This window comes from Rhodovulum sp. MB263 (genome assembly GCF_002073975.1).
GTDB lineage: Bacteria > Pseudomonadota > Alphaproteobacteria > Rhodobacterales > Rhodobacteraceae > Rhodovulum.
In genome coordinates, this window is record NZ_CP020384.1 from 3,598,309 (window position 1) to 3,625,000 (window position 26,692).

Here is a 26,692-nt window from a genome sequence, read left to right on the forward strand (position 1 = left end):
TCAGTTGCCCTCCAGCCGGACACGCGGATCGACAAGCGAATACAGAATGTCGACGGTGAGGTTTATGAGGCTGAACATGACCACCGTGATCATCAGGTAGGCCAGGATCACCGGCCGGTCGAGCACGGCGATCGAATCGATGATCAGCTTGCCCATGCCGGGCCAGGCGAAGATCGTCTCGGTCACCACCGCGAAGGCGATCAGCGAGCCGAGTTCCAGCCCGATCACGGTGATCAGCGGAATGAGCGTGTTCTTCAGCACATGGATGCGGACGATGCGTCCCTCGGGCAGGCCCTTGGCGCGGGCGAAGCGCACGAAGTCGAGCTGCATGGTCTCGAGCACGCCCGCCCGGGTGATGCGGATCACCAGCGAGATCTTGAACAGCGCGAGGTTGAAGGCCGGCAGCGCGATATGTGCCAGACCGTCGAGGGTGAACAGGCTCAGCGGCACGCCGAAGACATCGACAGTGTCGCCGCGTCCCGACGAGGGCAGCCAGCCCAGCTGGACCGCGAAGACCATGATCATCACCAGCCCGATCCAGAAGGTCGGCAGCGAGAAACCGAGGATCGAGAAGGCCATGATCGACTTCGCGAGCCCCCCGTTCGGCCTGAGCCCGGCATAGACCCCGAGCGGCAGCCCGATCGCCAGCGCCATGACCAGCGCCGCGGCGGCCAGTTCCAGCGTCGCGGGCATGCGCTGCAGGATCAGATGCAGCGCGGGCTGGTTGTAGACGAAGGAATTGCCCAGATCGCCCGACAGCGCGTTCTTGAGGAAGATCCCGTATTGCACCCAGACCGGCTGATCGAGCCCGAAGGACCGGATCACCTCCAGCCGCTCGGCGGGCGTCGCGGTCGGGCTCAGCAGAACGTCGACCGGATTGCCGACCATGTGCAGCCCGCCGAAGACCAGAACCGACATGACGAACAGCGTCACCACGGTCTGCAGCAACCGGCTGAAGAGATACCCGCTCATTCCGTTTCCTTCTGCGGCGTCGTTCCACGCCTCTCACCATGGGCCGCGATGCGATCGAGGACCAGCGCGATATAGGCGGCCTCGTCGACCCCGGTCATCACCGCCATATGCGGCGAGGGCGCGTTGAAATCGGCAAATGTATGGCCGCTGGTCGCGCCGCCGACCTGAACCCCGATCCGGGCGCTGCGCCCCTTGAACAGATCCGGCTGCACCAGCCAGGCAATGGTCATCGGGTCATGCAGCGGCCCGCCCGGACGGCCGTAGCGCTCGGGGGCGCTGCGGTCGTATTGGGTCAGCAGATTGGCCAGCGCCCGCCCGGCCGCCCCGCCCCGGGCACGGAACTCCGCGATATGCGTGTCGGTGAACAGCGCCTGCGTCGTCACGTCGAGCGGGAACAGCACCAGCGGCACGCCCGAACCGAAGACGATCTCGGCGGCATGCGGGTCGGCATGGATGTTGAACTCGGCCCAGGGGGTGCGGTGGCCGGGCATGGCGATGGCGCCGCCCATGCAAACGATCCGCCGGATGCCGCGCCCCACCTCCGGATGCATCCGGAGCGCCAGCGCGATATTGGTCAGGGGCCCGATGGCACAGATCGTCAGCGGCTCGCCCGCCCTGGCGGCGGCGCGGGTCTTGCGGGCGATGAAGCGCACGGCGTTCTCGGTGGCGGGCGCGACCGGAGCCGCGCCGATCAGCGGCGCGGGAAAGGCGCCGATCGCGGCATATTTGCCGAAGACCTGATCGCGCAACAGCGGCGCGCGTGCGCCTGCCATGACCGGCAGGTCGGTCCGCCCGGTCAGCCCCACGATCCGGCAGGCATTGGTCAGCGCGGCCGAAAGCGTCACATTGCCAGCGACGGCCGAGATCCCCAGCACGTCGAGTTCGGGCGAGCCCAGTGCCATCAGGATCGCGGCCGCGTCATCGACGCCTGGATCGGTATCGATGATGACCGGTATCCGGTTCATGCCGCGGCGCCGGCGCCATAACGCGCCATCAGCCCGAGATAGAGATCGATCACGCCACCGGCATCGACCCCGATCGCGATATCGGCATTGGCGGGACCGCCGGTCTTGCCGAACCAGTCGGCCACCGTCTGGCCGAGGCAGAGCGGGCTCTCGGTCTCGACGAAGACCCGGGCCGGACGCGTCTCGAACAGCTCGGGCGCCAGCAGGAAGGCGGTCACCAGCGGGTCGTGCAGCGGCCCCCCGCGCGAGCCGTAGCGCTGCGGGTCGTTGCGGTCCCAGAACGCCATCAGCCCGGCCACGCTGCGCGAGATCCGGCCGCTGACCTCGGCGAAGCGGGTCACATGATCGGGCCTCAGCATCACCTGATGGGTGGCGTCAAGCCCGAGCACGGTCATCGGCAGCCCGGCCGCGAACACGATGGCGGCGGCATGGGGATCGGCCAGCATGTTGAATTCGGAGGTCAGCGAGCGGTTGCCCGGCTCGCGGAAGGCGCCGCCCATCATCACCACCCGTTCGATGCCCGCGGCGATGTCGGGGGCCAGCCTGAGGGCCAGCGCCAGATCGGTCAGCGGCCCGAGGCAGCACAGCGTGATCTTCGGCCCCTCGCCCCGCACCGCGCGGCCCAGATGGTCGATCAGCGCCTCGACCGCACCGACCGGCTCGGGCCGCTTCAGCGGGTCGGGCAGCAGCGTGTCGCCCAGCCCGCTCTCGCCATGAAACTTGCCATGGATCGGCTCGCGGCAAAGCGGGCGATGGGCGCCGGCATGGACGGGAATATCCTCGCGCCCGCCCAGTTCGCAGATCTGCAGCGCATTGCGCAGCGTGCGTTCGAGCGGCTGGTTGCCGCAGACCGCGAGGATCGCGCGGATATCGAGTTCGGGCGCCGCGAAGGCCCCAAGCAGCGCGATGGCATCGTCAATGCCGGGATCGCAGTCGAAAATCACGGGAAGGGGTGCTGTCATGGAACCGTTCTTCACAGGAGAACCGCCCGGCCGCTCAGAGCGCGCCGATGGCGCCCAGCGCCTCGGCCAGCTCGACCCGCGCCGCCGCATCGAGCGGGGCCTGCGGCGCGACGGGATTGCCGACCTCGAAGCCCTGCAGCTCGAGCGCGGCCTTGATGCAGGCCGCCAGCGAATAGCGCGCGAACAGCTCGTTGATGCGCCAGAGCGAGCGCTGCAGGTCCATAGCGCGCTCCCAGTCGCCCGCCCGGGCGGCCTCGTAAAGCGCGATGCTCTGCTCGGGCACGATGCAGGCCGGGCCCGCCATCCAGCCGACGCCGCCGATCATCATCACGCAGGCCGGGATATGGGCCGAGGCGGCAAAGACCTCGATCCGGCCGCCGCAGCGGTTGAGGATCGACAACAGCCGCCCGGTATTCGAGGAGGCATCCTTGATGTAGCGGATGTTCGGCACCCGGCTGAGCCGGTCGATCACCGGCAGCGTCAGGTCGGAACGCTGGAAATTCGGATTGGTGTACAGCACCACCGGCAGGCCCTCGGCGGCCTCGGCGATGGCGGTGAAATACGCCTCGACGCCCGCCTCGCCGATCGGGAAATAGGCCTCGAGAATGGCAAGGATGCCATCGGCCCCGGCCGCGACCAGGGCGCGGGTCTGCGCCACCGCATCGGCGGTCGAGGTGGAGGCCACGCCCGGCACCACCGGCACCCGTCCCCTGGCCGCGCCGATCACCGCCCGGGCGACCGCAAGGCGCTGATCGTTAGAGAGATAGGCGAATTCGCCGGTGCTGCCCAGCGGCGCGAGCCCGTGCACCCCTGCCCCGATCAGCCGCTCGACCAGAGCCGCCAGAACGTCCTCGCGGACCCCGCCCGAGGCGTCGAGCGGGGAGACCAGATAAGGGAAGACGCCGTGAAAGCCCGGCTCCCTCGGCGCGCTCATTCGGCCGTGACCTCATAGGCGAGGGTGTAGCCGTCGGAGCGGCCCGGATAGCTCAGCCCGTCCTCCAGCGCCCAGGTATTGGCAAGGTAGAAGACCGGAATCACCCCGAGATCGGTCATCGCGATGCGGGTCGCCTTCCGCAGCAGCTCGCGGCGGGTCGCGTCATCGAGGGTCTGGCGCGCCAGCTGCAGCGTCGCGTCGAAATCGGGGTTCGAATAGCGGCCCCGGTTGCCGCGCCCGGCGCTGTCGCCATAGGTCTCCAGAAGCGGCCCCAGGACGCCCGAGGCCTCGCCGGTCTCGACCGCGGCCCCGCCCATGATGAAGCTGAATTCGAGGTTCGAGGCGCGCGAGAAGTAGACGCTGGCGGGCAGGGTCTCGACCGAGGTGTCGATGCCGATCCGGCTGAAGAACTGACCGATGGCCTGGGCCACGCGGCTGTCATTGGGATAGCGGTCGTTCGAGGCGTGGAAGGTCAGCTTGAAGCCGTCGGGATAACCGGCCTCGGCCAGCAGCGCCTTGGCCTTCGCCGGGTCGTAGGGATCGACCTCGATCGTGGGGTCGAAGCCGAAATAGCCCTCGGGCACGAGCTGGCCCGCGGGCACGCCCTGGCCGTCCATGATCCGGTCGACGATGGCCTCGCGGTTTAGGGACAGCGACAGCGCCCGGCGCACACGCGCATCGCGCAGCGGGTTCTTGCCGTCGGGCCCCTTGGCGAAGGGCGAGACCTCGCGGCCCTGATCCATGTGCAGATACATCACCCGGTTGCCCGCGACCGACACGACCTTGAGATCGTCGGCGGATTTCAGGCGGCGGGTATCGGCCGTCGGGATGCTCTCGATCATGTCGACATCGCCCGACAGCATCGCCGCGACCCGGGCACTGTTGTTCTTGTAGACCTTGAAGGTCACGTCTTCCCAGGCGGCGGGGCCGGCCCAGTACGCATCGTTGCGGGCGACCCTGACCTCGCTGTCGGGCACCCAGGACACGAATTTGAACGGCCCGGTGCCGATCACCCCCTTGCCCGCATTCATCTCTTCGGTCGTCACATCCGCATCCTCGGCGGGCAGGATCGCGATCCGGCTGAGATCGTTCGGCAAAAGCGGCGTCGGCGCGGCGGTGGTGATACGCACCGTCATCGGGTCGACCGCCTCGACCGAGGTGATCGCCTTCACATAGGGCATGAAGGAACTCGGGCTGTTCTTCGAGGCCTTCGGCACCCGGTTGAGGCTGGCCACCACATCCTCGGCGGTGAAATCGCTGCCATCGTGGAAGGTCACGCCCTCGCGCAGCCTGAATTCCCAGGTGGTGTCGTCGATCACGCGCCAGGAGACCGCCAGCGCAGGCTGGATCTGCTGCTTGTCGTCCTGGTTGACCAGCCCGTCGAAGATGTTGCGCGCCATGGCGCTGTTCGGACCGACGACATAGAATTGCGGATCCATCGAGGTGGTCGAGGCCGCGAGACCGATGGTCAGCGCCTCTGCCGAAACGAGCGCGGGCAAGACCGCGACACTGGCTGCGAGTAGTGCCGCCGAGGCAAAACGTTTCATCCGGATAGTCCTCCGTATACCAATGGCGACCCGCATCCTCGCTCCGGGCCGACAGAAAATTACCCATTTTGTGAATGGGCATGAAATTGTATTTGGTGTGCTCATCATGCCTCGATGTTATAGGATTGGAAGATCATGCGGTTGCGACAAAGACAGGTCGAAGCGTTCCGAAGCGTGATGATGACCGGCGGCATCACCTCGGCCGCAGCTGCCATGCATGTGACACAACCGGCGGTCAGCCGGCTGATCCGCGATCTGGAGGAGACGATCGGGCTGTCGCTCTTCCAGCGCCGCGGCGCCCGGCTCGACCCGACGCCGGAAGCGTCGCTGCTTTATCGCGAGGTCGAGCGGCTTTATCTCGGGCTCGACCAGATCGCCCAGGCCGCCGAGGACATCCGCGACCACAAGAATATCGTGATCCGGATCGGCACCGTCACCTCGCTGGTGCGGCCCTATCTGCAGCGTGCCATCCGCGATGTGATCGGCGAGCGCCGCGACGTGCCCCTGGTGATCGATGTCGAGAACAGCCGCCATGTCTGGGAGATGGTCGAGAACGCGCAATATGATATCGGCTTCGTCTATGGTCGCCAGCGCATGGACGAGCGCGCCCGGCCGCTGCGCCAGATGGCCGCAGTCGCCGCGGTTCCGCCCAGGCATCCGCTGGCCGCGCGCGCGGTCTGCACCCCGGACGATCTGGCGGGCGAGCGGCTGCTGATCCCGGGACGGAACTCGCCGGCGCGGCTGGCGCTGGACAGCGCGCTGGCCCAGGCCGCCGCCGCTCCGGCCAGCCTGATGGAAAGTTCGATGCTGAACTGCTGCCATTTCGCGGCCGACGGCATGGGCGTGGCCATCGTCGACGAGATCTCGATCCGCGCGGCCCGCGAGAATGCCGGGGCGGCGCTGGTCGCGATCCCGTTCCGGCCCGAGATCGGCGTCGGCTATTACGCGATCCGGCCCCCCGGCGCGCATCGGATCGCCATTCTCGATGCCGTCGTGGCGCATCTCGAGGCCCAGCTGAATGCGCCGGCACAGGTCTGAAAGCGGATGTGCCGGTGCTGCCCGCACGGAAAACCGGTTCCCAGCACCGCGCGACCTCTCTAGGGTCCAAGGGCATGATTTACGTCAAGGATCGCGCCGCGCGGCGATGCGATGCTCGGCGGCAGAACCGGAGGGTCCGAGACCATGTATGCGAATATTCTTGTGCCGGTGGCGGTCGATCACGCGCCCGATCTGGGCGATGTGCTGACAATCGCGCGCCGGCTGCGCAGCGAGAGCGGCACGATCACGGTGCTGACCGTTGCCGAAGCAATCCCGCCCTATGTGGCGCAGTATCTGCCCGAGGGGCAGGAGGAAGCGACCCGCGCGACGATCCGGCAGGAACTGGCCGGCGCGCTGGCCGGCGTGTCCGATATCGAGATCCGCGTGGTCACCGGGCATGCCGGGATTACCATCGTCGATTATGCCGAACGCCACGGCGTCGATCTCATCGTGATGCATTCGCACCGCCCCGACCTGACGGATTATTTCCTCGGCTCGACGGCCGCCCGCGTGGTGCGTCACGCCCCCTGCGCCGTTCACGTCGTACGCTGAGCGTCACCCACCCCAGGAAGATCGGAGACAGACATGCCCCAGATCACTCCCCAGGCCGACCTGCAGACCGTGATCACCACCTTCGATGTGACCCCTGGCACCTGCCAGGACCTGCTCGACGAGTTGCAGAACACCTTCGCCGCGTTCATCTCGAAGCAGCCCGGCTTCATCGGTGCGGCGCTGCATGTGAACGACGCCCAGACCCGGATCGCGAACTATTCGCAATGGCGGCGGCGCGAGGATTTCCAGGCGATGCTGCGCAGCGACGAGATGCGCGGCCATACCCGCCGCTTCGCCGAGCTCTGCAAGAGCTTCGAGCCGGTGATGTACGAGGTCGCCGCCAGTTACGACTGAGGCACCGGGCGCCCCGGATTCTGCCCTGAGCCGTGTCAGGCAATCCTGGCCCGGTCCTCAGGCATTTCCCCGAACCGGCCTCTCGAAGCAGGGCGCGGGTCCGAAGAGAGGCAGGAATGCGGACATCCGGCGCCGTGACACGACCTCCGCCTCCCCGTTTACTCGTTCCACGTTTACTGGCGGCGAGACGGTGGCGGCGCAGCTCCGGGCGCATGACCTCGTCTTGCAAGGTCGCCATCATTTGAAAAAGCTGCGCCGTGCCTCTCGTTCGATTTCCAGCTGCAACGTGAGATCGGCCAGCTTCTTCATTTCGGCCTTTCGCTCCAAGGCGCCGGTGATCGCCTGCAAGACCAGGAGCTGCTGGTCCACGGCCTTTTTCAACTCGAATTCGCGCGGAAGCGTGCCGGCTTCCGCCATGATCCGCATGCCGATGCCAACGGCATCTTCGTGCGGACGAACCGATAACGGCTTTCCTTCGCCTTCGAGATGATCCAGCGAGCCTTCGGCCTGCGCCTTGAGGATTTGCCTTTCCGCAAGTTTATCGAACGACATTGCTTGCTGCCCCATTTGAGCCGTCTCTATAATCTGCACCCTACTGGAGACCCGACAAAACGTCAACTCAGTTGACAAGAATGAGGACGCGCGCTTGCCCCCCGGAGACACTCTTTACGGCGGTGTCCGCCTCATACGCCCGCTTCTGCGTCGCATAACCGCGCGCGTGGAACGCGATTTGCAAGGAACCGGCATTACCGTCGGCCAGAGGGCAATCCTCGAGGCGCTGAGCGAAGCGAAGAGCGCGACAGCGCCGATGCTGACGGACTGGCTCGACATGAAGCGGCAGTTCGTGGCCCGCGAGCTCAAGGCCCTGCTGGAAGCGGGAATGATCGAGAAGACGCCGAACCCGGATCGCGCAAGATCGTTCCTCTATCGTCTGACTCCTGAAAGTTCAGAGCTGATCGGCGCAATCCGCGAGCGGGAAATCCGGAGTTTTGCCGCGTTTTCGGATCAGTTCACCGAAGACGAGCTGTTGGCATTCCGCAAGATCATGGAAGCGCTCTACGCCAACATGCTGACCGAGGAAAATCTCGATGCGCAACGGAGAGACGGCGCGCGGAGATAGGCACAGGGCGCGCCAGCGCGCGGGAAAGGCCGTTCTCTTTCAGGATCTACGATCCGGGCCGGCAACCTGAAACGAGGTTTCGCCCGACAGCGGTCGGGGACCAGAGGCAAGCTTCGGCCGACGCCTTCGGGCAGGCCAATGGCGCAGGAGAGACAAGGCCATAGGGCCGCCGCCAGGGCTTCGGTTCATGACCCGGGGACCGCTCCATCGTTTCGGACACCGCCGCGCTATCGCCCCTAACGCAGTCCGCGACGTGAAGACGGACAATACCCGCATGAGGGCGCGGGTCCCGGACCGGCCCCGGCAATCCGGTTCACGAATCCGGTTCACGGGCGGCGTGTCGGGCCAAGCGCCAGAGCCTTTGCGATCGCCGCCGCTTCTCGCAGGAGCGCAAGAGCAAGGCGAGCCTGCGCCCCCGGCGGGCGGGGCGGGCAGTTCGCATCGGCCTCAAGCCCCGCCCGCCGCGCCAGGAAAAGTGCCCGGGGCGCGTGATAGCCATCGGTGACAAGCGTCACCCTGCCGATCCCCTCCCGGGCAAGGATCGGTCGGCAGAAGGCGATGTTCTCGGCGGTGCTGCGCGCGGCGCTTTCGCAGATCAGACGCTCGGGCGGGACCCCGGCGGCCCGGCAGATCGCGGCCGCCGCCTCGGCCTCACCGCCCGCCCCCGAGGTCACGACCAGCATTTCGGGCGCGGCGCGCCACAGCAGCGCCGCATGTTCCGCCCGGCGGATCAGCGCGGGTCCGGGCTGCCCCACACCCCGCATCGCCGCACCGAGAACGAGAAGAGCCCTGTCCATCACCCGAGCCTGCCGCGCCCGGGCCGCCCCGTCAATCGCATCATCCTCAAGCCACCCGCCCTCAATCGCACGCGCCATCGGCGCTTGCCTGCGGGCCGGGCGCTCCGACGCGCGTGACCCTCTGCCGCCCGAAGATCATCGCACCCGCCCGCGCTCCGGCCCGAAGGCGCAGCGATCCAAGCCGTCCTTGCCGGACGGCTCCGTGGCCCGGACCCGGCGCGGCCTGCGCTGCGCCTCCGATCATGCCCCAAGCTGTTGCTTCCGGCCCGAGGACGTGGCGCCCGGAGTGCTGCCGCCGGGCACGGGGCCGCGTTCTTGCCAATGCCAAGACATGGCCGCCCATGTCGCCCTCACGGCAGCAGGGCGCAGGGCGCAGGGCGCAGGGCCCAGGAAAACCTGAAGCACGGCCCCGCAAACGGCCTCCGCTGTCCTCGCGGGCCTTCTCGCCGTCCCTGCCGGGCAAGTCGATGCCTGCCGGCTCGGCGGGGCGGTCGCGATGCCCAGAGCGTGCGGTTTTCTTGGCGGACGGGTGAGGCCGCCCCGAAGCGGTCTCGTCAAGGGCAGTCCGGCAGATGAAGGCCGTCAATCGGCCAGCGCGGCCAGCACCTCCTGGGCCAGCGCCTCGATCTCATCCGCCCCCGGTCCCCGGCGCCCGGCTTCCTGCACGCCCAGCCCGCGCCCCAGCGTCTCGGCATAGCTGACGCGGTTGGCAAGCCGGACCGTCGCCAGCCCCGCCTCCATCCCCCCCGCGATCTCGGCCACCTCGGCGGCAAGCCGGGTCTTGGCCTTCAGCCGGTTCAGGACCACCATCGCCGGCTTGTCCTCGCGCCGGGCAAGATCCAGCACCCCCTCGGTCGCCCACAGATCGACATGCGAGGCCGCAACCGGCACCAGCACCAGATCGGCGGCGCGCAGAGCGGGCCTGAGATCGCTGTCGGCCTTGGGCGGGGTGTCGATCAGCACCACGTCATGGTCGCGCGCCAGCTTGGCGGTCTCGTAGCCGACCCCCCAGGCCGAGGCTGTCGAGAATTCCATGTCGGGCGCCTCGCGCCCCACGATCCGGGTCATGAACCAGCGGCCGAGACTGCCCTGCGGATCGGTGTCGATCAGCGCGACAGCCATGCCGCGGCGCCGGAAGGCCACGGCCAGATTGGCCGCAAGCGTGGTCTTGCCCGAGCCGCCCTTCTGCTGCGCGATGGTGATGATCGTGCCAGCCATGTGATCCCCCCTGCCATGCCGCAGCGCAGAATACCGCAGCCGGCGTGGTTGCACAGCCCCAATCCGCCGCAGCCGCTCGCATCGCCTCCGGACGCCATGACCGCCCGCACCGATCCGGCGCCAGAACCCTGCCCCCCGCTATCCGAGCCCCGGGGTTAACGTTGAGTTAACCACGTCAGACGGAAACTCGCGGAGAAAGGAGCGCCCCATGCGCCCAGGTGCCCCCCCTGCGCCGGCCGCGCCCGGCATCCCGGATGCCGTCGCAACGCTGCGCGCTGGGGCCCGCCCTATGGTCCTGACCCTGACGGTGCTGGCTGCGACGCTGGGCGCGGCCCCTGCGGCACTGGCCGGGGCCTGGTTGCAGGAGAAGGGATCCGGGCTTCTGGCCTTCTCGCACGAGGCCAATCGCGACCGGACCTGGGGCAGCCGCTGGGGCTACAGCTCGGTCTATGGCGAATACGGCATGACGCCGAAGCTGACGCTCGGGCTCGACGCGGGCAAGGGCGAGGCCCCCGATGACTGGAAGGCCATCGCCTTCCTGCGGTTCGGATCCGAGATCGACTGGCTGCCCGGGCGACTGGCGACGGAATTCGGCGCCGGGGCAGCGGGCGCGCCGGGCGGGATGACCGAGCCGGTGATCCGGGCAGGCCTGAGCTGGGGCACCGGTTTCACGACCCCCGACGGCAGCGGCTGGATCAGTCTGGACGCGCGCACCGATAGCCGTCCGCAAAGCGCCATGGTCGACTACAAGCTCGACATCACGCTGGGCGTCATGCCCAACCCGCGCACCCAGCTGACGCTGGAAATATGGGGCGAGGAGGCCGCCACCGAACCACGGACGGTGAAGCTGTCGCCCGCCGTCTCGCGCCGGATCGGAAAGGACACCTGGCTGCGGATTGGGGGAATCGTTGGGATCCATAACGACCGGTCGATCGGGCTGGTGATCGGCAGCCGGATCGAATTCTAACCTGATCCGGCATCAAAGCCGTTTCAGACGCGAAATTGTCTCGAAGTTCAGCCGGAATGCCGGTGCTGAAAGCCCGGCGTTTTGACGAAAGCCCGCGGCTCTGGCAGAGTCCTGACGTCTCTCTGCGTCCTGGTGGGGGCCGTGGCAGATGTGACCGGACCTGACCGGAAGGAACGATCGCATGGCAACCCATTTTCGTGGCGCCTCGGGCTTTTTCCCGCAGCAGGCCCGGCCCGCCTCCGGGATGACCGGGCCGCAGCCGGCGATGCGCCGCTACGAGGTCCGGGGCATGACCCCCGACGGCAGGCCGCATGACGTCGCCCGCGCCATGCCCGCCGATCCGCATGTCGACGAAGCCTTCTGCGCCTTCGCGCATGGAACCCTGATCGCCACTCCGCAAGGACCGGTGGCGGTCGAGGACCTGCTACCCGGGATGGAGATCGACACCGCCGGAGCCGGAGCGCAGCCGCTGCTCTGGGTCGGCTCGACCATGCTGGTGCCGCCTGCCGGACGAGGCCGCGAGACCGTCACGCTCACCCGGCTCACCGCCGACAGCCTCGGCCTCGGCCGGCCGATGCCCGACCTGGTACTGGGGCCGCGCGCGCGATTGCTGATGCGCCATCCCCGCTGCCGCGCCCTGACCGGCGCCGAGACGGCCTTCGCCCCCGCCACCGGCTTCGTCGACGGCACCGCGCTGATCGCGCTGCGCGTGCTACGCCCGACCCGGGTCTATCATCTGGCCCTGCACGGACAGCAGGTGCTTCTGGCCAACGGGGTCGAGGTGGAAAGCTATCACCCGGGCGAGAATGCCAGCCTTCTCATCGACAAGGCCAACCGCCTGCGGTTCCTGTCGCTGTTTCCGCATGTCAGCGGTTTCGGCGGCTTCGGCCCGATGCAGGTGCCGAGGCTGACCGCCTTCGAGATGGAGAAGCTGAACGCGGCCTGACCGGCGCCGCGCGGGCGGGCCCGATCAGGCGCTCTTGCTCAGCCGCGCCTCAAGCACCTCGAAGGGCACGCCGGGCTCGTCCTTGGCGCCGCGGATCACCAGAGAGGTCTTGACGCTGGCCACGTTATCGGCGGCGGTCAGCTCTTCAGTCAGGAAGCTCTGGAAGGTCGACAGATCGGGCGCCACGCATTTCAGGATGAAATCGACCTCGCCGTTCAGCATATGGCATTCGCGCACCAGCGGCCAGGCCCGGCAACGGGCCTCGAACCGCGACAGGTCGGCCTCGGCCTGGCTCTGCAGCCCGACCATGGCAAAGACCTGAACCTCGAAGCCCAGCTCGCGGGTGTTGATATCGGCATGATAGCCGCGGATGAAGCCCGCCTCTTCGAGCGTACGGACGCGGCGCAGGCAAGGCGGAGCCGAGATCCCCACCCGGCGCGCCAGTTCGACATTGGTCATGCGACCGTCGGCTTGCAACTCGGCGAGGATCTTGCGGTCGATGGCGTCAAGTCGGCTGCCCGGCATGGCTGCTCCTTCGGTTCTTTTTTCGCGGATCATATGTCTGCGCGCGCCCATACGCAATAATATTTCTCGTCCGCGCAAGATCTTTAAATTTCCACCAACCTGACGGCAACGGGAGTCGCGACCTGCGGACCAGCGGAAACGCACCGGCACCCGTAGCGCCAGCCGGTCCGGGCGGCAATACCGAAAACCCCGGAGGAGCGGTTCGAATCAGTTGCCGCAGAACGGTTGTTCGGTGACATTTCGCCCGGGGTAGGCTTGGGGGAATCCAAACTCGTTTTCGAAAAGTGCATTTTTTCCTGCCCCTTCCATTTTTTCAGGAAGGAATGTCAGTATGACAAGGAATAAGACCCTGCGGGCCGCGACGGCGGCGATTTCCATACTTTTCGGCGCGGGAACGGCCAGTGCTGCGGTCATCGATCTCGGCTTCGTACTGGACGGCTCTGGCAGCGTGAGCTCATATGACTTCGACAGCGCGACAGCAGCGCTCTCGGCTGCCCTGTCGCAGATCCCGACCAGCGGCGACAATCAATACCGGGTGGCGGTGACCTCTTACGGTTACTCCAGCTACACGGTGGTCCCGCCAACCGTCGTGACCGCCGCCAACATCGCCTCGATCCAGTCCGCCGTGCTGACCGCCTACAAGGACGACGGCGGGACCGACACCGCCGGGGCCATCACCTATATCACCGATCTTTTCCTCGATGAGGGGCTGGGGGATACAACCCTCATCAACATCACCACCGACGGCTCGCCGAATTCGCAATATCTGACCGAAAGCGCGGCGCTGGCCGCGAATACGGCCGGGGTCGACGGGATCAGCCTCGAGGCGGTCGGCAGCGGGGTCAGCAGCCCCTATGCGCTGTCGAACATGGCCCGGATCGCGGGGCTCGGCACCAGCGGCGATGCCGATGACGGGGTCATCGCGGCCGATCTCGACAACCTGCCGAACGCGACCGAGACGGGCTTCGTGATCCCGGTCGCCGATTTCGACGCCTATGGCGCGGCGATCGAGGCGAAGATCGGCCAGGTGATCGACGATACCGGCGGCAATACCGGGGTGGTTCCGCTGCCGGCGGCGATGCCGATGCTGCTGGCCGGTCTGGGCGTCTTCGGTTTCGTCCGGCGCCGTCAGACGACGACCTGAGACCGAGGCCATCCGGATCCCCCGAGGCGGTCGCGGATGCAAAAGACATGAGGGGCCGCGCAGAAACGCGGGCCCCGACTTTTTCGTACAGGCTCCAGCCTCATTCCAGGTCAAAGCCAGACAGATGACGGCTGCGGCGAGAGATATGGCGGAAAGGAACATCTTCGGGCAGCGGTCGTTGCGGGTTACGATCCGGCGCCAGTCCTTAAGGTGGCCGAACATGATCTAGATGCGGTTACGGCGTTTGTCGCGGCGCTTGTCGTACCGGACGATTTTGCCGCGAGACTTCCCTCCGGGAGAGAGGGGCGCCAAGATTTGATCCGGTGGATCAGATCAGTCCGGAACGGCGTATCCCCTTGTCCTGCAAGGCTTCCCGAAACCGGTCTGGTCTTATCTCCGGTCTGCTATCAGCCAGTCGACATCCCGCCGAGAGCCGCATGACGACCGTGCGCCCACATGCTCCCCTGAAATGTTCCCGCTGTGAGGTAATCTGTTCTTCAACGGAGGAGATGGGCCGATGAGCCGGTCAGGGTCGATCCGTGACATTCCGTCACCGCTGAAAGGAGAGAAAACGAGAAGAGACGAAAAGAGACAACCCGGTCGCGCGGCCCCGGACGGGGGCTTGCGGCAGGTAAGCGGGGCGAGGCTGAGAAGAAGGGAGCGGAGATGGATGCGAAGGATTAGGCCGAGGGCGAGAAGCGGGTGCAGCCGTCAGCTGATTTTCCCAACAGCGCTACCGCAATGCGCAAAAAGCTGACTGCACTGAAACGTCTAAAACTCTTCACTTAATTTTCTGGCGACTGAAGCTCTCCAAACGGAAACTTCACATTGTCTCGGCAGTATCCCGCCACGTGGCTCAAGTGCGGGAATTTACATGCGTCTAAGGATCTCGATACAGTCGGCGATGTTAACCATCATCCTGTTAGCTGCGGCGATCATGGTGGGGATCATCCTTCTGTTCCTGCAAGGGGACCGCATGCGGGACAGCTTCGACGAAGATGTTCGACGCTTCGAGGAACTGGTGCAAACCCTTGACGAGCTTGAGATGAGTTTTCTCAACGCGAGGCGCGCCGAGAAGGATTTTCTGCTTAGACAAGACGTGGGAAGTATTGCTCGTCACGCCGAAGCCATGACCCTTCTGAACGAGCGGTCGGCACATGCTCGCATCCTGACCCCGGATACCGGGGGAGAGGTTGCCGGGCTGCTGGATGGCGTTGACAGGCTCATCAAAGCCTATGCGACCGGATTCGCGTCTCTTGTAGAAAGCCATCGCCTCCTCGGTTTCAACGAAGACGACGGCTTGCAGGGTGCATTGAGGGCAGCGGTTCATGAAATCGAGATGGTCCTCAAGGAGGCCAGCAATCCTGAGATGCAGGTAAAGATGCTGATGATGAGGCGCCATGAAAAGGACTTCATAATGCGTGCCGATCCAAAGTACCGGGATCGGCTCAACGCAAGAGTTGAAGAGTTTCGCGCCTTCCCTGCAGACTACTATGCCGACGAATCCCGGCGTCTCAGAATCGATAACCTTCTGGAAAAGTACCAGAAATCATTCAATGCCCTCGTCGAGGAAACACTTCGAGAACAGCGGCTGCAACAGGACCTCTCGGCGGCATTTTCCGAAGTCGAGCCATTGGTTTCCCGGTTGCATGAAGTCTCTCGAAAACGGAAGAATGAGGTATTTTACGCGGCAACCGTGGCAACGGCATCGGCGCATGAACGCGTACTGACTCTGAGCGCTGCGGGGCTCGTTGTTTTCGTGCTGCTCGCCCTCTCGGTCTCGATGGCGATCTCGAGACCCTTGAGGACAGTAAGTGCCGCTTTGCGCAAGATCATGGATGGCGATTTTAGCCATGCACTCAGGCCGTCTTGGATCGCGGAGGCAAACGCGATTTCCACCGCGGTCGAGGTCTTTCGCAGCGACCTTGCCGAGAAGGAACAGCTGTCGCGCGACATTTCAAGCGTTATCGACGCTTGCGCGGCAGGCGATTTCTCCAGGCGTTTGCCGGATCCCGGTGCGAACAGCAGCTCCGCCGATATCATCCGCGGCGTAAATGCCATTGGCGATTCAGCACAGAAGGGCCTAGGCGACGTTTTGACCGCACTCGATACTCTTTCGTCGGGGGACCTGAGCGTCGCTATGCCGCCCGGACATCAGGGCGTTTTCTTGGATATTTCCCGTGCGCTCGAGAGCGTTGTCTCCAATCTCGCCGGTATCGTACTCCACCTTTCGAGGAGCAGCGAAACGCTGAATCGTACGGCCCGGAAAATTGCTGACAGTGCGGACGACGCTTCGCAACGCGGTCAGAATTCGGCGGCCTCGCTTGAAGAAACCGCAGCGGCGCTGCAGACTCTCGAACACAATGTCCGCGGCGCAACCGAGAACGCTAAGAGCGCCGAACGCCATGTGACGACCGCACGGGAACGGGCCGAGGCCACCCGTTCCGTTGCGGACAGCGCTGTGGATTCGATCCGCAAGATCGAGCAATCCTCGCAATCGATCGGGCGAATCACTGACATGATCGAAGATGTGGCGTTCCAGACCAATCTTCTGGCTCTCAATGCTGGAGTAGAGGCCGCCCGAGCGGGCGAGGCCGGGCGGGGCTTTGCAGTCGTTGCCTCCGAGGTGCGTGCCCTTGCACAGCGCGCGACCGAAGCTGCGGGAGAGATCAACAGCCTTATCCGGAGCAGCGAAGGGCATGTCGTCGATGGCGTGAGGCACGTCTCTGAGACGGTCGATGCCCTGTCGTCCATTCAAGACGCTGTTGTCCACGTATACGACAAGGTCACCGAAATATCTGCAACGGCAGTCGAACAGGCGACCAGCATAACCGAGATCAACACCGCGGTCGGAAGCCTCGATCATGATGTGCAGAAGAATGCGGCCATTCTGGATGAAACAGCTACGGCAGGCCAAGAATTGACCACTGAGGCAGACACTCTGGTTGAGTTAGTGCGGAAGTTCAAGCTGCCTGCCCAAGAGCGCTCCGGTATGCACCCTTTTGCTGCGGAGTGATCGGCTTGGATTGGATCGCAACCGCCCGTTCTGGGCCATTGAAATGTTCTCCGCGCCGCCTTCACTTCGCCACACCTGAGCTACTCCCCATCGGTTGGACAGTATCTGGCGTAATTTAAGCTACTCTTTGCACCTGCTGATCGGGTTTGTTGATATCATTTCTCTGCCAATAAACCAGCGCCGGTGGCTTGCCGCCGAGGGCTGAGTGAGGACGCTGGTGGTTGTAGAAGGTCATCCATTTCCGGATAGCCCCTTTCGTCTCTGATCCGGTCTCCCAGGCATGCAGGTAGACGCATTCGTATTTCAGGGTTCGCCACAGCCGCTCGATGAAGATGTTGTCGAGGAATCGGCCTTTCCCATCCATCGAGATGCGCACACCGGATCGGCGGAGCCGGTCGGTCCAGGCGCAGGACGTGAACTGGCTGCCCTGATCCGTGTTCATGATCTCGGGCGGGCCGAACTTGTGGATGGCCTCGCTCAGTGCTTCGACGCAGAAGTCGGCCTCCAGGGTGTTCGAGATCCGCCAGGATAGAACCTTGCGCGTGTGCCAGTCCATGATCGCTATGAGGTATAGGAACCCGCGGCGCATGGGCAGGTAGGTGATGTCCGAGCACCAGACCTGGTTCGGACGATCCACGTGCAGCCCTTTCAGAAGGTAAGGATAGGTCTTGTGTCCTTTCGCCGGCCTGCTCGTGTTGGGCTTCTGGTAAATCGGCATCAGCCCCATGAGGCGCATTAGCCGGCGTATTCGCTTCTCGTTCACGAGATGCCCGTCATTGCGCAGGTGCCAGGTCATCTGGCGGACACCGAAGAACGGCGTCTACAGGAACTGCTCGTCGATCTGCCGCATCAGGCCGAGGTTCTGTGCGGTCTCTCCCTTCGGCTCGTAGTAATAGGACGAGCGCGCAATCGACAGCAGCCTGCACTGCTGACCGATGGACAGCTGAGGATGGTCAGGCTCGATCATACCGCGCCTCACTTCCCGCCCCAGGGCTTCAGCTTTCGTTCCAAAAAAGAGTTGGCCACCGCCAGCTCCCCGATCTTGGCGTGGAGCTCCTTCACCTGCTCCTCGTCGATCTCGGGTCTCTTGCGGCCACCGCGCTCGAACACGCCGGACGCGCCTTCGAGCAGGGCGCGCTTCCATTGATGGATCATCGTCGGATGCACTCCGAACCGGCTCGCCAGCTCGGCCGCCGTCTCTTCACCCTTCAGGGCTTCCAGCGCGACCTTCGCCTTGAACTCAGGCGCGTGCTGCTTGCGTTTCGACATCTCTGATCTCCTTCTCGTCGAAGATCAGCAGACTGCAAATCGTAGCTTACGTCACTGTCCGAATTTCGGGGGGTAGCTCACGGTCCGGCACGAATGGCTGACCCGATCCACCAGATGCCGGGACTGAACACCTAGTATCCATACGGCCCACCCATGCCTCGGGGTGCATCGGGTCATTGCCAAAGGGAAAGACCGCATCGCTCATGGCGCATCTTTCGCGGGAGCGAGCACGCAGTGATCCTGGCCGCGGAAGCGTATCGCAAGATAGGTGCAATTCCGGGTGTCCTGCCAGCACATAGCTTCGGCGGCGGCCATCTCTGCCATCGTACATCTCTCGGCGGCGCAGGTATTGGCATAGACCTGACCGTCATCGAGATTGACGCTTGTCACCACAGTTTCCGGACCAGTCAGGCCAAGGGCGGCATAACGGTCAAGAATCGCCCGCTGTTCGGCTGCCGTTCCCTCGAACGGCATCTGACTCAGGCCCATCTCACCCGCCTGCGACATCAGCGGCACGAAGGCGTTGTAGGCATCGCTCGAGCACACCATCCCCCCCTCATGACCCGCTAGCGTGACCTCGCCCTCGGGCAAGAGCATCTTCATCCGCCACACAGAAAAGGCTGCGAGTAGCAGCGCGACCACGGTCACGATCAGCGCGACGGCAATCAGGATCTTGCGTTTCATCTTTCTCTCCGTGCGCAAGGGATGGCCGATCAGTTCAGGCTGATTTTCGGCGCATTCGCTGTGATTTCGCTTCCACCGACCATTCCAATGCCGTTTTCTAATTCCATGAACAGCGTGTCTCCTCGCAGCCGGACATAACCGTCGGATGTCATACGCAACTCCGCCTTTCCGACACGCAGTTCAAGCTCGCCATTCGAGACAATGCTAGCCACGTCACCAGCCTCGATAGTCGCTTGCGATCCCGCAACGAGCTGGATCGAATGCCCCGCATTCTCGAAGATCGACCGCCCGACATTCACGGTCTTCGTCACGCCGATGGTCTGCGCCTTCACTCCTGCGGTGGCTTCATTGATCACCTGGTCCGCGAACAGGGAGTATACGCCGCGACCGAGCTGGTTAATGCCTGGTATAGGCATCTTCACCGCGATAGAAGAAATTCCCTCGACCAGCTTGCAGAACTGGTCGTTGAGCACACGCCCAACCCCGCTCGGACCGACATGCAGCGTCATTGAGCCATGCACGGACTCGCTGTGGTTGCCGTCTACCTCAATGGCCTTGTGCTGGCCGATGCTTTGCACCCAGTTGTTATCGACGCGCTCGGTGTGGTTGTTGTTGGTCTTTTCGTTGCGGTCCTTTTGGGCGTGAATGAAGATCTCTTCGCGCTCGCGCTCGTCCGCTCTGATGGCTATCGGTGCGGAAGGTAGATCGCGTCTTGTTGGCGGGCAGATCATAGGGCACCGGGTTCCGGCCGTTATAGACGCACCCCGTGACCAGCGGCTTGTCGGGGTCGCCGTCGAGGAACTCGACCACCACCTCCATGCCGATCCGCGGGATCACCATCCCGCCCCAGCCCGCACCGGCCCAGCTTTGCGACACCCGGCAGCGCATCGACCAGGCCTCGTCCAGGTCCCAGTGGAACCGCACCAGGATCCGCCCGTATTCGTCGCAGTCGATCTCGCCTTCGCCGACCACCGTCGCCGTCTGCGGGCCCCGCACATCGGCCCGCGCGGTCTTCTGTTCGGGCAGAAGCGGAGCTTCGACCGGCATCAGGACATATTGCCCGTCATAGGCGCGGCCGTCGCCATCGTCCGACCCGCCCGAGCCATAGTTGTCGGCGGTGTAGGAGTGCCGGGCGCTCAGGCACATGTACTCGCCGCCGGTCCCGGGCACCGGATCGCCTGACAGCGTCACCCGGAGGCCCGCGCCAAGCGCGACGATATCGCCCTCGGCCTCGTAACGCCGGTCCTGGCCGCGTTCGCCCGCAGCGCGCAGCTCGGCCACCACCCGGCCCCGGCCCTGATCGAGGTAATCGCCCGGCCAGTCGAAGCTTTCGATCTGGCCCTGTTCGTAGGCGGCGTCGCCCAGGTGGTCGGTTTCCATCGCCGCCACCGGGGTCTTGAAGTTGTAGTCCGTCAGCCGGATGGCGCCGGTCGTGATCCGCCGCGCGGGCCGCCAGGCGCGGAAATGCGAGACCTCCTCCTGGTGGTGGCCCTCGGCCGGCCGGAAGGGCCGCGCGCCGATGCTGTCATGGGCCTCGACCTGGTCGGTCAGCACCATCTCATGGGCGCCGTCCGCGTGGCGGAAATGGTAGCTGATCCCGTGCCGCTCCATCATCCGGCAGGCGAAGGCCAGGTCGCTCTCGCGGTACTGCACGGTATATTCGAGCTCGGGGTAATCGTTCGCGAGCTCCACCGTCAGCGCGCCCGCATCCGCATAGGCCGAGAGCAGCTCTGTCAGGATCTCGACCACGGTCTTGTTGTGGAAGATCCGCTGGTTACGGCGGAGGCTGGCGAGGAAGGCCCAGGGCCGCAGGCGCAGCCGGTAGCGGTGGCCATTGTCGCCCGAGCCCAGCCAGCGCGCCTCGGTGACGATGCCGTCGAAAGGGCGTTCGCCTTCCTTCGTGGTGAGGGTGACGGTGGCATGGGTCCCGATCAACCGGTCGAAATCGATGTCGGCCGAGGCGGCGAGGCAGTCGGCCGAATAGTCGAACAGCGCGTTCAGATGATCGACGCCCTCGAACCGGCGGAGCACCAGGACATCCTGCCCCAGAACCGTGGAAATCCGGCCCATGCGGGCGTCCTGACGGAAGAAGCCACTCATGAAATACCCTCTCGAATTCCCGCCAGGGTAGTGAGTTGGGCCCTGCCCTGGCAACTCCAGGCTGCCGTCTGCGTTCGAGAGCGCACGGTAATTGGCGGCATCGTACCGATGGGCGGCATAGCACCGCCGCAGACACATGACGCCATGCACAGAGCTGGAAGGACAGCAAGATAACGTTCTTTGCATGTCGGGGAGAGCTCGGCTGCCAGGACTGGTTTCTGCCGATAGCGGCCGTTCGACGCCCCCTGCCGTTGCCCGTTGACGAATCGCAGAAGCGGACATCCGCTTGGCGCATGGAACAACTCTCAACCAGTGGTGCAGCTTCATCAGACCGGCCACATGCCGGGGTTGCGAAGCCAAGGCATGAGCGCCCCCCCTTTTTGCGGGACAAAGTGAGCTTTCGCATCTCGGAAAGCGATATCGGCTTTCGAGATGTTCGCAACACTATGCCTTTCTCTGGGCATTTGGCTGTGCTGACCTGAAATGCCTCCGCTTCAACCGCAGGGCGCGAACCATCGGGGCCGTTGAGGAAATGTCGCCACCGCAGGTGGTCGAACGAGGCGCGTGTTAATAAAGGACATCCACTGGAATGGATTGGCTTGCAGTGCTGTGCGGAGTTTTTGTATTTGCCTTGATGGCAATCATTGTTTGGCAGTTTTTCGCTCTAGTTGGCGATATGGCAAAAGACCGAGGTCATAGCCCGTGGCCATGGTGGATACTCGCAGTTATGTGGTCGCCTTTTGGGTCAGTAATAATCCTCTGGGCGTTCTTCGACTTGGTTGAAGATAATGATGAGGAGCGAGCGCCGCTCTAGGCGAAATGCGCTTTGGCGCTGTTTTTATCAGGTGATTCCAACGGGAATTAGCGTGCGAATTGCCTCCGGTGCGATCTTCAATCCGCGAGCGCTTAATTGCGATCTGATCTGACGAGCGGAAGTGCGCGCTGATTGCGAAAACGCATAAATTCACGCGAAATGCGGCAATCGACACGCCGGGAATCGGAGTGGACTTGCGGCGGTGCGGCATGACCTTTGAGTGCCTGGGGCCGCCCACTCCGGCGCTCCCTGCCGTCATCCGCCGTTCGTCCCGGGCATGGCTGACGGCCGCAGGCAGCCCCATAGCAGTCGGTTCCGCTACGCGCAGGTGGCGCTTGGTGCCAGCCCATTTGCGGACAAGCGAGGCCACTCTGAACCGCCTAGCGCCGTTGGCGGCTCGGACACGAGCGGCCTGCTAAGGCTGTTGCAGCCCATACCATAAAAATTGTCCACTTAACCTTCTTGGCTAACGAATGACATGACGGTTTCGATGGGGCTGCGGCCCATGTTTCGGTAACCCAGATGCGGGCGCTCGGTGTTGTAGTGGACGAGCCAGGCGTCGAGATCGGCCTGGAGCGCCTCGACGGTCTCGTAGAAGGTCTCGCGCATCTTCACGCGGAAGAACTCCTCCAGCACCGTGCCGTTGAACCGCTCGACGAAGCCGTTGGTTTTCGGCGTGCGGACCTTGGTGCGGCGATGCTCGATGGCGTTGAGGTCGAGATAGAGCTCGTAGGGGTGCTTTTCGGTGCCGCAGAATTCGCGACCGTTATCGGTCAGCACCGCCTTCACCGGCAGGTCCAGGGCGCGGTAGAAGGGCAGCACGTCGTTGTGCAGGACTGCGACCGCCGCCTCGGGCTGCTTAGAAACGTGCAGGAAGCCGAAGGCGTAGCTGCCGAAGGTGTCGACGACCGCGTGCAGATAGACCTTGCCGATCCCTTTCAGCGTGCCGACGAAGAACGTGTCGGCCGAGAGCAGCTCGCCGGGAGTGCCTGATTCCACGTGTCGTTCCCGAAAGCACGGGTTCTGCTTCTCGAGGAAGGCGGCCTGTTCGGCAGTGATCTCGATGGTCTGGCCCGCATGGGCGTCCTCGAGCGCCAGCCAGCGGTCGTAGCGCGTGCCCAGGCGGTTTTCGTTCAGGATCTTCTGGATGGTGATCGAGGAGACCCGCACGCCCTCGAGCGCCAGCATCGCCTCGAAGCGGTTGCAGCCATAGGCCGGATGTTCGAGCGCCAGCGCCTTGATCCGCTCGACCGTCTCCGGCGAGGTCGTTTGAGGGTGGGTCTTGTGGATCGGCGGCAGGTCCTTCAGCCCCTCGAAGCCGTGGGTCTGAAACCGACGTTTCCACTCGTAGAAGCTGGTGCGGTCCATGCCGCGCTGGCGGCAGGCCTCGGCCACGTTGCCGAGTTCTTTCGCCAGTTCCAGAACGCTCATGCGGTTTTGCGCGATCTTGGTCTTCGCATCACGAGCCTTGGGTTTCGTCGCTTTCGGTGTTCCATCCATGGCGGAGTCCTCCTTCCCCAAAATAGCATGGAAAGAAGGTTAAGTGGACACACCCCCGGCCTTGCGCATCATCGCAGACGACCTCTGGTCTCGGGTCAAACAGCGTCAGGGCGCAATCCGCGAAGATATCCTGAGCGAACGGGCCGCCGATCCCGACGCCCCCCAAATCGAGCGCGGCCATCGCCCGCGCTATCTGCTGTCGGGGCTTCTGACCTGCGGCTGCTGCGGCTCGGGCTATATCATGATCAGTGACAGCCGCCTGGGCTGTGCCGCGGCCCGGAACTCCGGGACCTGCACCAATCGCAAGACCATCAAGCGGCTCGATGTGGAAGCGCGTGTACTTGACGGGCTGAAGACACAGCTGATGCATCCTGACCTGGTGGCGGAGTTCATCGCGGAGTTTCACCGGGAGATGGAGAAGGATCGGCTCGAGGCCGAGGCCGGACGGGTCGAGGCGGAGCGTGCGCTGTCGAAGGTAACAAAGGAGATCGACAACATCGTCACGGCGATCACGGAAGGCATGTTTCATCCGAGTATGAAGGCGAAAATGGATGCGCTCGAGGCTCAGAAGGGTCAGCTTGAGGCAAAACTGACCGCCCTGCCCGCGCGGAGCCCGGTGGTCCTGCACCCGGGGCTGGCGGATGTTTACGCGGCGAAGGTTTCGGATCTGGCGGCTGCGCTGAACGATCCGGAAAGCCGCCCCGAGGCGGTGGAGATCCTGCGCGGTCTGATCGAGAAGATCGTGCTGAGCCCCGACGCGGATGCCGCGAACGGGCATGTGATTGAGCTGTATGGGGAGCTTGGGTCGATTTTGTCGTTGTGCGGCAATGGGATGTGTCAAAATGCCAACGCCCGCGGTGTTAGCGCGGGCGTGAGGCAAGTGACTATGGTTGCGGGGGTAGGATTTGAACCTACGACCTTCAGGTTATGAGCCTGACGAGCTACCGGGCTGCTCCACCCCGCGCCAATACTGTGCTTTTGAGTGCACAGGGGTTTCGTCCCATTGGTTTATCGGTATTGGGACGAGATATCGTATTGAGAGTTACATGGCTCTTTCTAGGTTTGGCGGCGACCTACTCTCCCACGTCTTGAGACGCAGTACCATCGGCGCGACGGCACTTAACGGCCGGGTTCGGAATGGAGCCGGGTGTTTTGCTCGTGCTATGACCACCAAACCGAGGAAGAGCCATATTCCAAGTCGCGTACACTGGGGATGTGTTGCTTTTGAGCAGTATAGCTTGGCTATTACTGGATCAAATCAAGCCTATCGGACAATTAGTACCGGTCAACTGAACGCATTGCTGCGCTTACATCTCCGGCCTATCGACGTGGTGGTCTACCACGGTCCTCAAGGGATACCTTGTTTTGAGGGGGGCTTCCCGCTTAGATGCCTTCAGCGGTTATCCTGTCCGATCATAGCTACCCTGCACTGCCGTTGGCACGACAACAGGTCCACCAGTGGATCGTTCACCCCGGTCCTCTCGTACTAGGGGCAACTCCTCTCAAGTATCCTACACCCACGGAAGATAGGGACCGAACTGTCTCACGACGTTCTAAACCCAGCTCACGTACCTCTTTAAACGGCGAACAGCCGTACCCTTGGGACCTGCTCCAGCCCCAGGATGAGATGAGCCGACATCGAGGTGCCAAACACTGCCGTCGATATGGACTCTTGGGCAGTATCAGCCTGTTATCCCCGGCGTACCTTTTATCCGTTGAGCGATGGCCCTTCCACTCGGGACCACCGGATCACTATGGCCGACTTTCGTCTCTGCTCGACTTGTCAGTCTTGCAGTCAGGCTGGCTTCTGCCATTGCACTCAACGAGCGATTTCCGACCGCTCTGAGCCAACCTTCGCGCGCCTCCGTTACTATTTGGGAGGCGACCGCCCCAGTCAAACTACCCGCCACACAGGGTCCCGGATCCGGATAACGGACCGCGGTTAGACATCAAGCAGGAGAAGGGTGGTATCTCAAGGGAGGCTCCACCAGAACTGGCGTCCTGGTTTCAAAGCCTACCACCTATCCTGCACATCGCATGCCTGATGCCAGTGTGAAGCTGTAGTGAAGGTGCACGGGGTCTTTCCGTCTAACCGCGGGAAGCCTGCATCTTGACAGGCAATTCAATTTCGCTGAGTCGATGTTGGAGACAGCGGGGAAGTCGTTACGCCATTCGTGCAGGTCGGAACTTACCCGACAAGGAATTTCGCTACCTTAGGACCGTTATAGTTACGGCCGCCGTTTACCGGGGCTTCAATTCGGAGCTTGCACCCCTCCTTTTAACCTTCCGGCACCGGGCAGGCGTCAGACCCTATACGTCGTCTTGCGACTTCGCAGAGCCCTGTGTTTTTAGTAAACAGTCGCCACCCCCTAGTTTGTGCCCCCGGCCCATGGTTGCCCACGAACCGGGCCTCCTTCTCGCGAACTTACGGAGGCATTTTGCCGAGTTCCTTCAACATCGTTCTCTCAAGCGCCTTGGTATTCTCTACCAGTCCACCTGTGTCGGTTTAGGGTACGGTCTGATGGAGGGCTATTTCCAGGAACCGCTCAGCGGCAAGACCAATCCGATAAGGTCTCACCACACCTGCGATCCGTCACATCCTCCTGGCCCACGAATATTAACGTGGTTCCCATCGGCTACGCTTTTCAGCCTCGCCTTAGGGGCCGGCTTACCCTGCTCAGATTAGCTTTAAGCAGGAACCCTTGGACTTTCGGCGGGAGGGTCTCTCACCCTCCTTGTCGCTACTCATGTCATCATTCTCGCTAGTGATCGCTCCACCGGTGCCTCACAGCCCGGCTTCACAGCAAACACCTTATCCTGCGCTATCGCTTCGCTACTTGACGCCATAGGCGTCCGTTCAGGGATGCGATAGAAGAGGACAGGTGTTTTTTCACACTACGCTCCGCTACCACTGCATATGCAGTCCTAAGCTTCGGCTCGTGGCTTGAGCCCCGTTACATCTTCGCCGCAGGACAACTTATTTAGACCAGTGAGCTGTTACGCTATCTTTAAAGGATGGCTGCTTCTAAGCCAACCTCCTGGTTGTTTTGGTCGTCCCACCTGCTTTCCCACTTAGCCACGAATTGGGGGCCTTAGCTGTAGGTCAGGGTTGTTTCCCTCTCCACGACGGACGTTAGCACCCGCCGTGTGTCTGCCATCTAGTACTCCCGGGTATTCGGAGTTTGGTTAGGATCAGTAAGCCTGTGGGGCCCCATTACCCATCCAGTGCTCTACCCCCCGGGGTATTCGGATGACGCGCTACCTAAAT

Annotated in this window: 23 protein-coding genes, 1 tRNA gene, 2 rRNA genes and 2 pseudogenes (1 of these 28 cut by a window edge); 10 read left to right on the forward strand and 18 right to left on the reverse strand. The window is 63.7% G+C overall.

Features of this window, described 5'->3' with window-relative positions; translation table 11 throughout:
- The 5 genes from B5V46_RS16780 to B5V46_RS16800 are packed head-to-tail and all read right to left on the reverse strand — an operon-like array spanning position 1 to position 5,380.
- Positions 1–972, reverse strand: coding sequence for an ABC transporter permease (locus tag B5V46_RS16780; RefSeq protein ID WP_080617661.1), 972 nt, complete (start codon positions 970–972; stop codon positions 1–3).
- Positions 969–1,937 (reverse strand): nucleoside hydrolase, encoded by a 969-nt coding sequence (locus B5V46_RS16785; RefSeq protein WP_080617662.1) that lies wholly within the window; start codon positions 1,935–1,937, stop codon positions 969–971. Before B5V46_RS16785 ends, B5V46_RS16780 begins: the two co-directional genes overlap by 4 nt.
- A complete protein-coding gene (locus B5V46_RS16790) occupies positions 1,934–2,899 on the reverse strand; it encodes a nucleoside hydrolase (protein ID WP_080617663.1) in 966 nt (321 codons plus the stop codon). Before B5V46_RS16790 ends, B5V46_RS16785 begins: the two co-directional genes overlap by 4 nt.
- Positions 2,900–2,933: 34 nt before the next feature.
- Entirely contained in the window at positions 2,934–3,833 is a 900-nt protein-coding gene (locus B5V46_RS16795) for a dihydrodipicolinate synthase family protein (RefSeq protein ID WP_080617664.1), read from the reverse strand.
- Positions 3,830–5,380 (reverse strand): ABC transporter substrate-binding protein, encoded by a 1,551-nt coding sequence (locus B5V46_RS16800; protein WP_080617665.1) that lies wholly within the window; start codon positions 5,378–5,380, stop codon positions 3,830–3,832. Before B5V46_RS16800 ends, B5V46_RS16795 begins: the two co-directional genes overlap by 4 nt.
- Positions 5,381–5,515: 135 nt before the next feature.
- On the opposite strand from B5V46_RS16800, the gene B5V46_RS16805 reads away from it, so the two are divergent.
- From B5V46_RS16805 to B5V46_RS16815, 3 genes are all read left to right on the forward strand, one after another.
- Positions 5,516–6,418 (forward strand): LysR family transcriptional regulator, encoded by a 903-nt coding sequence (locus B5V46_RS16805; protein WP_080617666.1) that lies wholly within the window; start codon positions 5,516–5,518, stop codon positions 6,416–6,418.
- A 144-nt stretch (positions 6,419–6,562) separates the two neighbouring features.
- Positions 6,563–6,970, forward strand: coding sequence for a universal stress protein (locus B5V46_RS16810; RefSeq protein WP_080618092.1), 408 nt, complete (start codon positions 6,563–6,565; stop codon positions 6,968–6,970).
- Between the two features lie 33 nt (positions 6,971–7,003).
- Entirely contained in the window at positions 7,004–7,324 is a 321-nt protein-coding gene (locus B5V46_RS16815; protein ID WP_080617667.1) for an antibiotic biosynthesis monooxygenase, read from the forward strand.
- Positions 7,325–7,561: 237 nt separating this feature from the next.
- Here the strand turns inward: B5V46_RS16815 and B5V46_RS16820 are convergent, their stop codons facing one another.
- Positions 7,562–7,891 (reverse strand): DnaJ family domain-containing protein, encoded by a 330-nt coding sequence (locus B5V46_RS16820; protein ID WP_231119161.1) that lies wholly within the window; start codon positions 7,889–7,891, stop codon positions 7,562–7,564.
- A 151-nt stretch (positions 7,892–8,042) separates the two neighbouring features.
- Between B5V46_RS16820 and B5V46_RS16825 the strand changes: the two genes are divergently transcribed.
- Positions 8,043–8,444 carry a MarR family winged helix-turn-helix transcriptional regulator gene (locus B5V46_RS16825; protein WP_231119162.1) on the forward strand — a complete coding sequence of 134 codons (402 nt, stop codon included), beginning with the start codon at positions 8,043–8,045 and terminating at the stop codon, positions 8,442–8,444.
- A 326-nt stretch (positions 8,445–8,770) separates the two neighbouring features.
- Here B5V46_RS16825 and B5V46_RS16830 read toward each other — a convergent pair whose 3' ends face one another.
- Together B5V46_RS16830 and parA are read right to left on the reverse strand one after the other, a co-directional pair.
- Positions 8,771–9,241 carry a YdcF family protein gene (locus tag B5V46_RS16830; RefSeq protein ID WP_196774278.1) on the reverse strand — a complete coding sequence of 157 codons (471 nt, stop codon included), beginning with the start codon at positions 9,239–9,241 and terminating at the stop codon, positions 8,771–8,773.
- 582 nt (positions 9,242–9,823) lie between these two features.
- A complete protein-coding gene (gene parA, locus B5V46_RS16835; protein WP_080617670.1) occupies positions 9,824–10,459 on the reverse strand; it encodes a ParA family partition ATPase in 636 nt (211 codons plus the stop codon).
- Positions 10,460–10,748: 289 nt separating this feature from the next.
- Here parA and B5V46_RS16840 point away from each other — a divergent pair, with 289 nt between their 5' ends.
- Positions 10,749–11,426, forward strand: coding sequence for a hypothetical protein (locus B5V46_RS16840; protein WP_080617671.1), 678 nt, complete (start codon positions 10,749–10,751; stop codon positions 11,424–11,426).
- Positions 11,427–11,607: 181 nt separating this feature from the next.
- Entirely contained in the window at positions 11,608–12,372 is a 765-nt protein-coding gene (locus B5V46_RS16845; protein ID WP_080617672.1) for a Hint domain-containing protein, read from the forward strand.
- Positions 12,373–12,396: 24 nt separating this feature from the next.
- Here B5V46_RS16845 and B5V46_RS16850 read toward each other — a convergent pair whose 3' ends face one another.
- On the reverse strand, positions 12,397–12,897 hold the full coding sequence (locus B5V46_RS16850; RefSeq protein WP_080617673.1) for an Lrp/AsnC family transcriptional regulator: 501 nt from the start codon (positions 12,895–12,897) through the stop codon (positions 12,397–12,399).
- Between the two features lie 331 nt (positions 12,898–13,228).
- Between B5V46_RS16850 and B5V46_RS16855 the strand changes: the two genes are divergently transcribed.
- Positions 13,229–14,041, forward strand: coding sequence for a VWA domain-containing protein (locus B5V46_RS16855; protein WP_080617674.1), 813 nt, complete (start codon positions 13,229–13,231; stop codon positions 14,039–14,041).
- A gap of 123 nt (positions 14,042–14,164) precedes the next feature.
- Here B5V46_RS16855 and B5V46_RS20930 read toward each other — a convergent pair.
- Positions 14,165–14,521 (reverse strand): annotated as a pseudogene (locus B5V46_RS20930) (transposase); the annotation flags it as partial.
- A 424-nt stretch (positions 14,522–14,945) separates the two neighbouring features.
- On the opposite strand from B5V46_RS20930, the gene B5V46_RS16860 reads away from it, so the two are divergent.
- Entirely contained in the window at positions 14,946–17,057 is a 2,112-nt protein-coding gene (locus B5V46_RS16860; protein WP_196774279.1) for a methyl-accepting chemotaxis protein, read from the forward strand.
- Between the two features lie 115 nt (positions 17,058–17,172).
- Here the strand turns inward: B5V46_RS16860 and B5V46_RS19990 are convergent.
- From B5V46_RS19990 to B5V46_RS16885, 4 genes and pseudogenes are all read right to left on the reverse strand, one after another.
- Positions 17,173–18,326 (reverse strand): annotated as a pseudogene (locus B5V46_RS19990) (IS3 family transposase).
- A 201-nt stretch (positions 18,327–18,527) separates the two neighbouring features.
- Positions 18,528–19,010: a hypothetical protein gene (locus tag B5V46_RS16875; RefSeq protein ID WP_080617676.1), complete on the reverse strand. Its 483-nt coding sequence runs from the start codon at positions 19,008–19,010 to the stop codon at positions 18,528–18,530.
- A 29-nt stretch (positions 19,011–19,039) separates the two neighbouring features.
- Positions 19,040–19,519, reverse strand: coding sequence for a hypothetical protein (locus B5V46_RS20285; protein WP_196774280.1), 480 nt, complete (start codon positions 19,517–19,519; stop codon positions 19,040–19,042).
- Positions 19,520–19,595: 76 nt separating this feature from the next.
- Positions 19,596–21,110 carry a type VI secretion system Vgr family protein gene (locus B5V46_RS16885; RefSeq protein ID WP_231119163.1) on the reverse strand — a complete coding sequence of 505 codons (1,515 nt, stop codon included), beginning with the start codon at positions 21,108–21,110 and terminating at the stop codon, positions 19,596–19,598.
- A gap of 589 nt (positions 21,111–21,699) precedes the next feature.
- Between B5V46_RS16885 and B5V46_RS19995 the strand changes: the two genes are divergently transcribed.
- Positions 21,700–21,924: a hypothetical protein gene (locus tag B5V46_RS19995; RefSeq protein ID WP_155774108.1), complete on the forward strand. Its 225-nt coding sequence runs from the start codon at positions 21,700–21,702 to the stop codon at positions 21,922–21,924.
- Positions 21,925–22,377: 453 nt separating this feature from the next.
- Here the strand turns inward: B5V46_RS19995 and B5V46_RS16890 are convergent, their stop codons facing one another.
- Entirely contained in the window at positions 22,378–23,424 is a 1,047-nt protein-coding gene (locus B5V46_RS16890; RefSeq protein ID WP_080617679.1) for an IS481 family transposase, read from the reverse strand.
- A 241-nt stretch (positions 23,425–23,665) separates the two neighbouring features.
- Between B5V46_RS16890 and B5V46_RS20935 the strand changes: the two genes are divergently transcribed.
- Positions 23,666–24,355 (forward strand): hypothetical protein, encoded by a 690-nt coding sequence (locus B5V46_RS20935; protein ID WP_369822844.1) that lies wholly within the window; start codon positions 23,666–23,668, stop codon positions 24,353–24,355.
- Here the strand turns inward: B5V46_RS20935 and B5V46_RS16900 are convergent.
- The 3 genes from B5V46_RS16900 to B5V46_RS16910 all read right to left on the reverse strand — a co-directional run.
- A tRNA-Met gene (locus B5V46_RS16900) sits at positions 24,312–24,388 on the reverse strand. The two genes, B5V46_RS20935 and B5V46_RS16900, sit on opposite strands and share 44 nt — an antisense overlap.
- A gap of 96 nt (positions 24,389–24,484) precedes the next feature.
- Positions 24,485–24,599: ribosomal RNA gene (rrf, locus tag B5V46_RS16905) — 5S ribosomal RNA — on the reverse strand.
- Between the two features lie 79 nt (positions 24,600–24,678).
- Positions 24,679–26,692, reverse strand: a 23S ribosomal RNA gene (locus tag B5V46_RS16910); it runs 846 nt beyond the window's last position.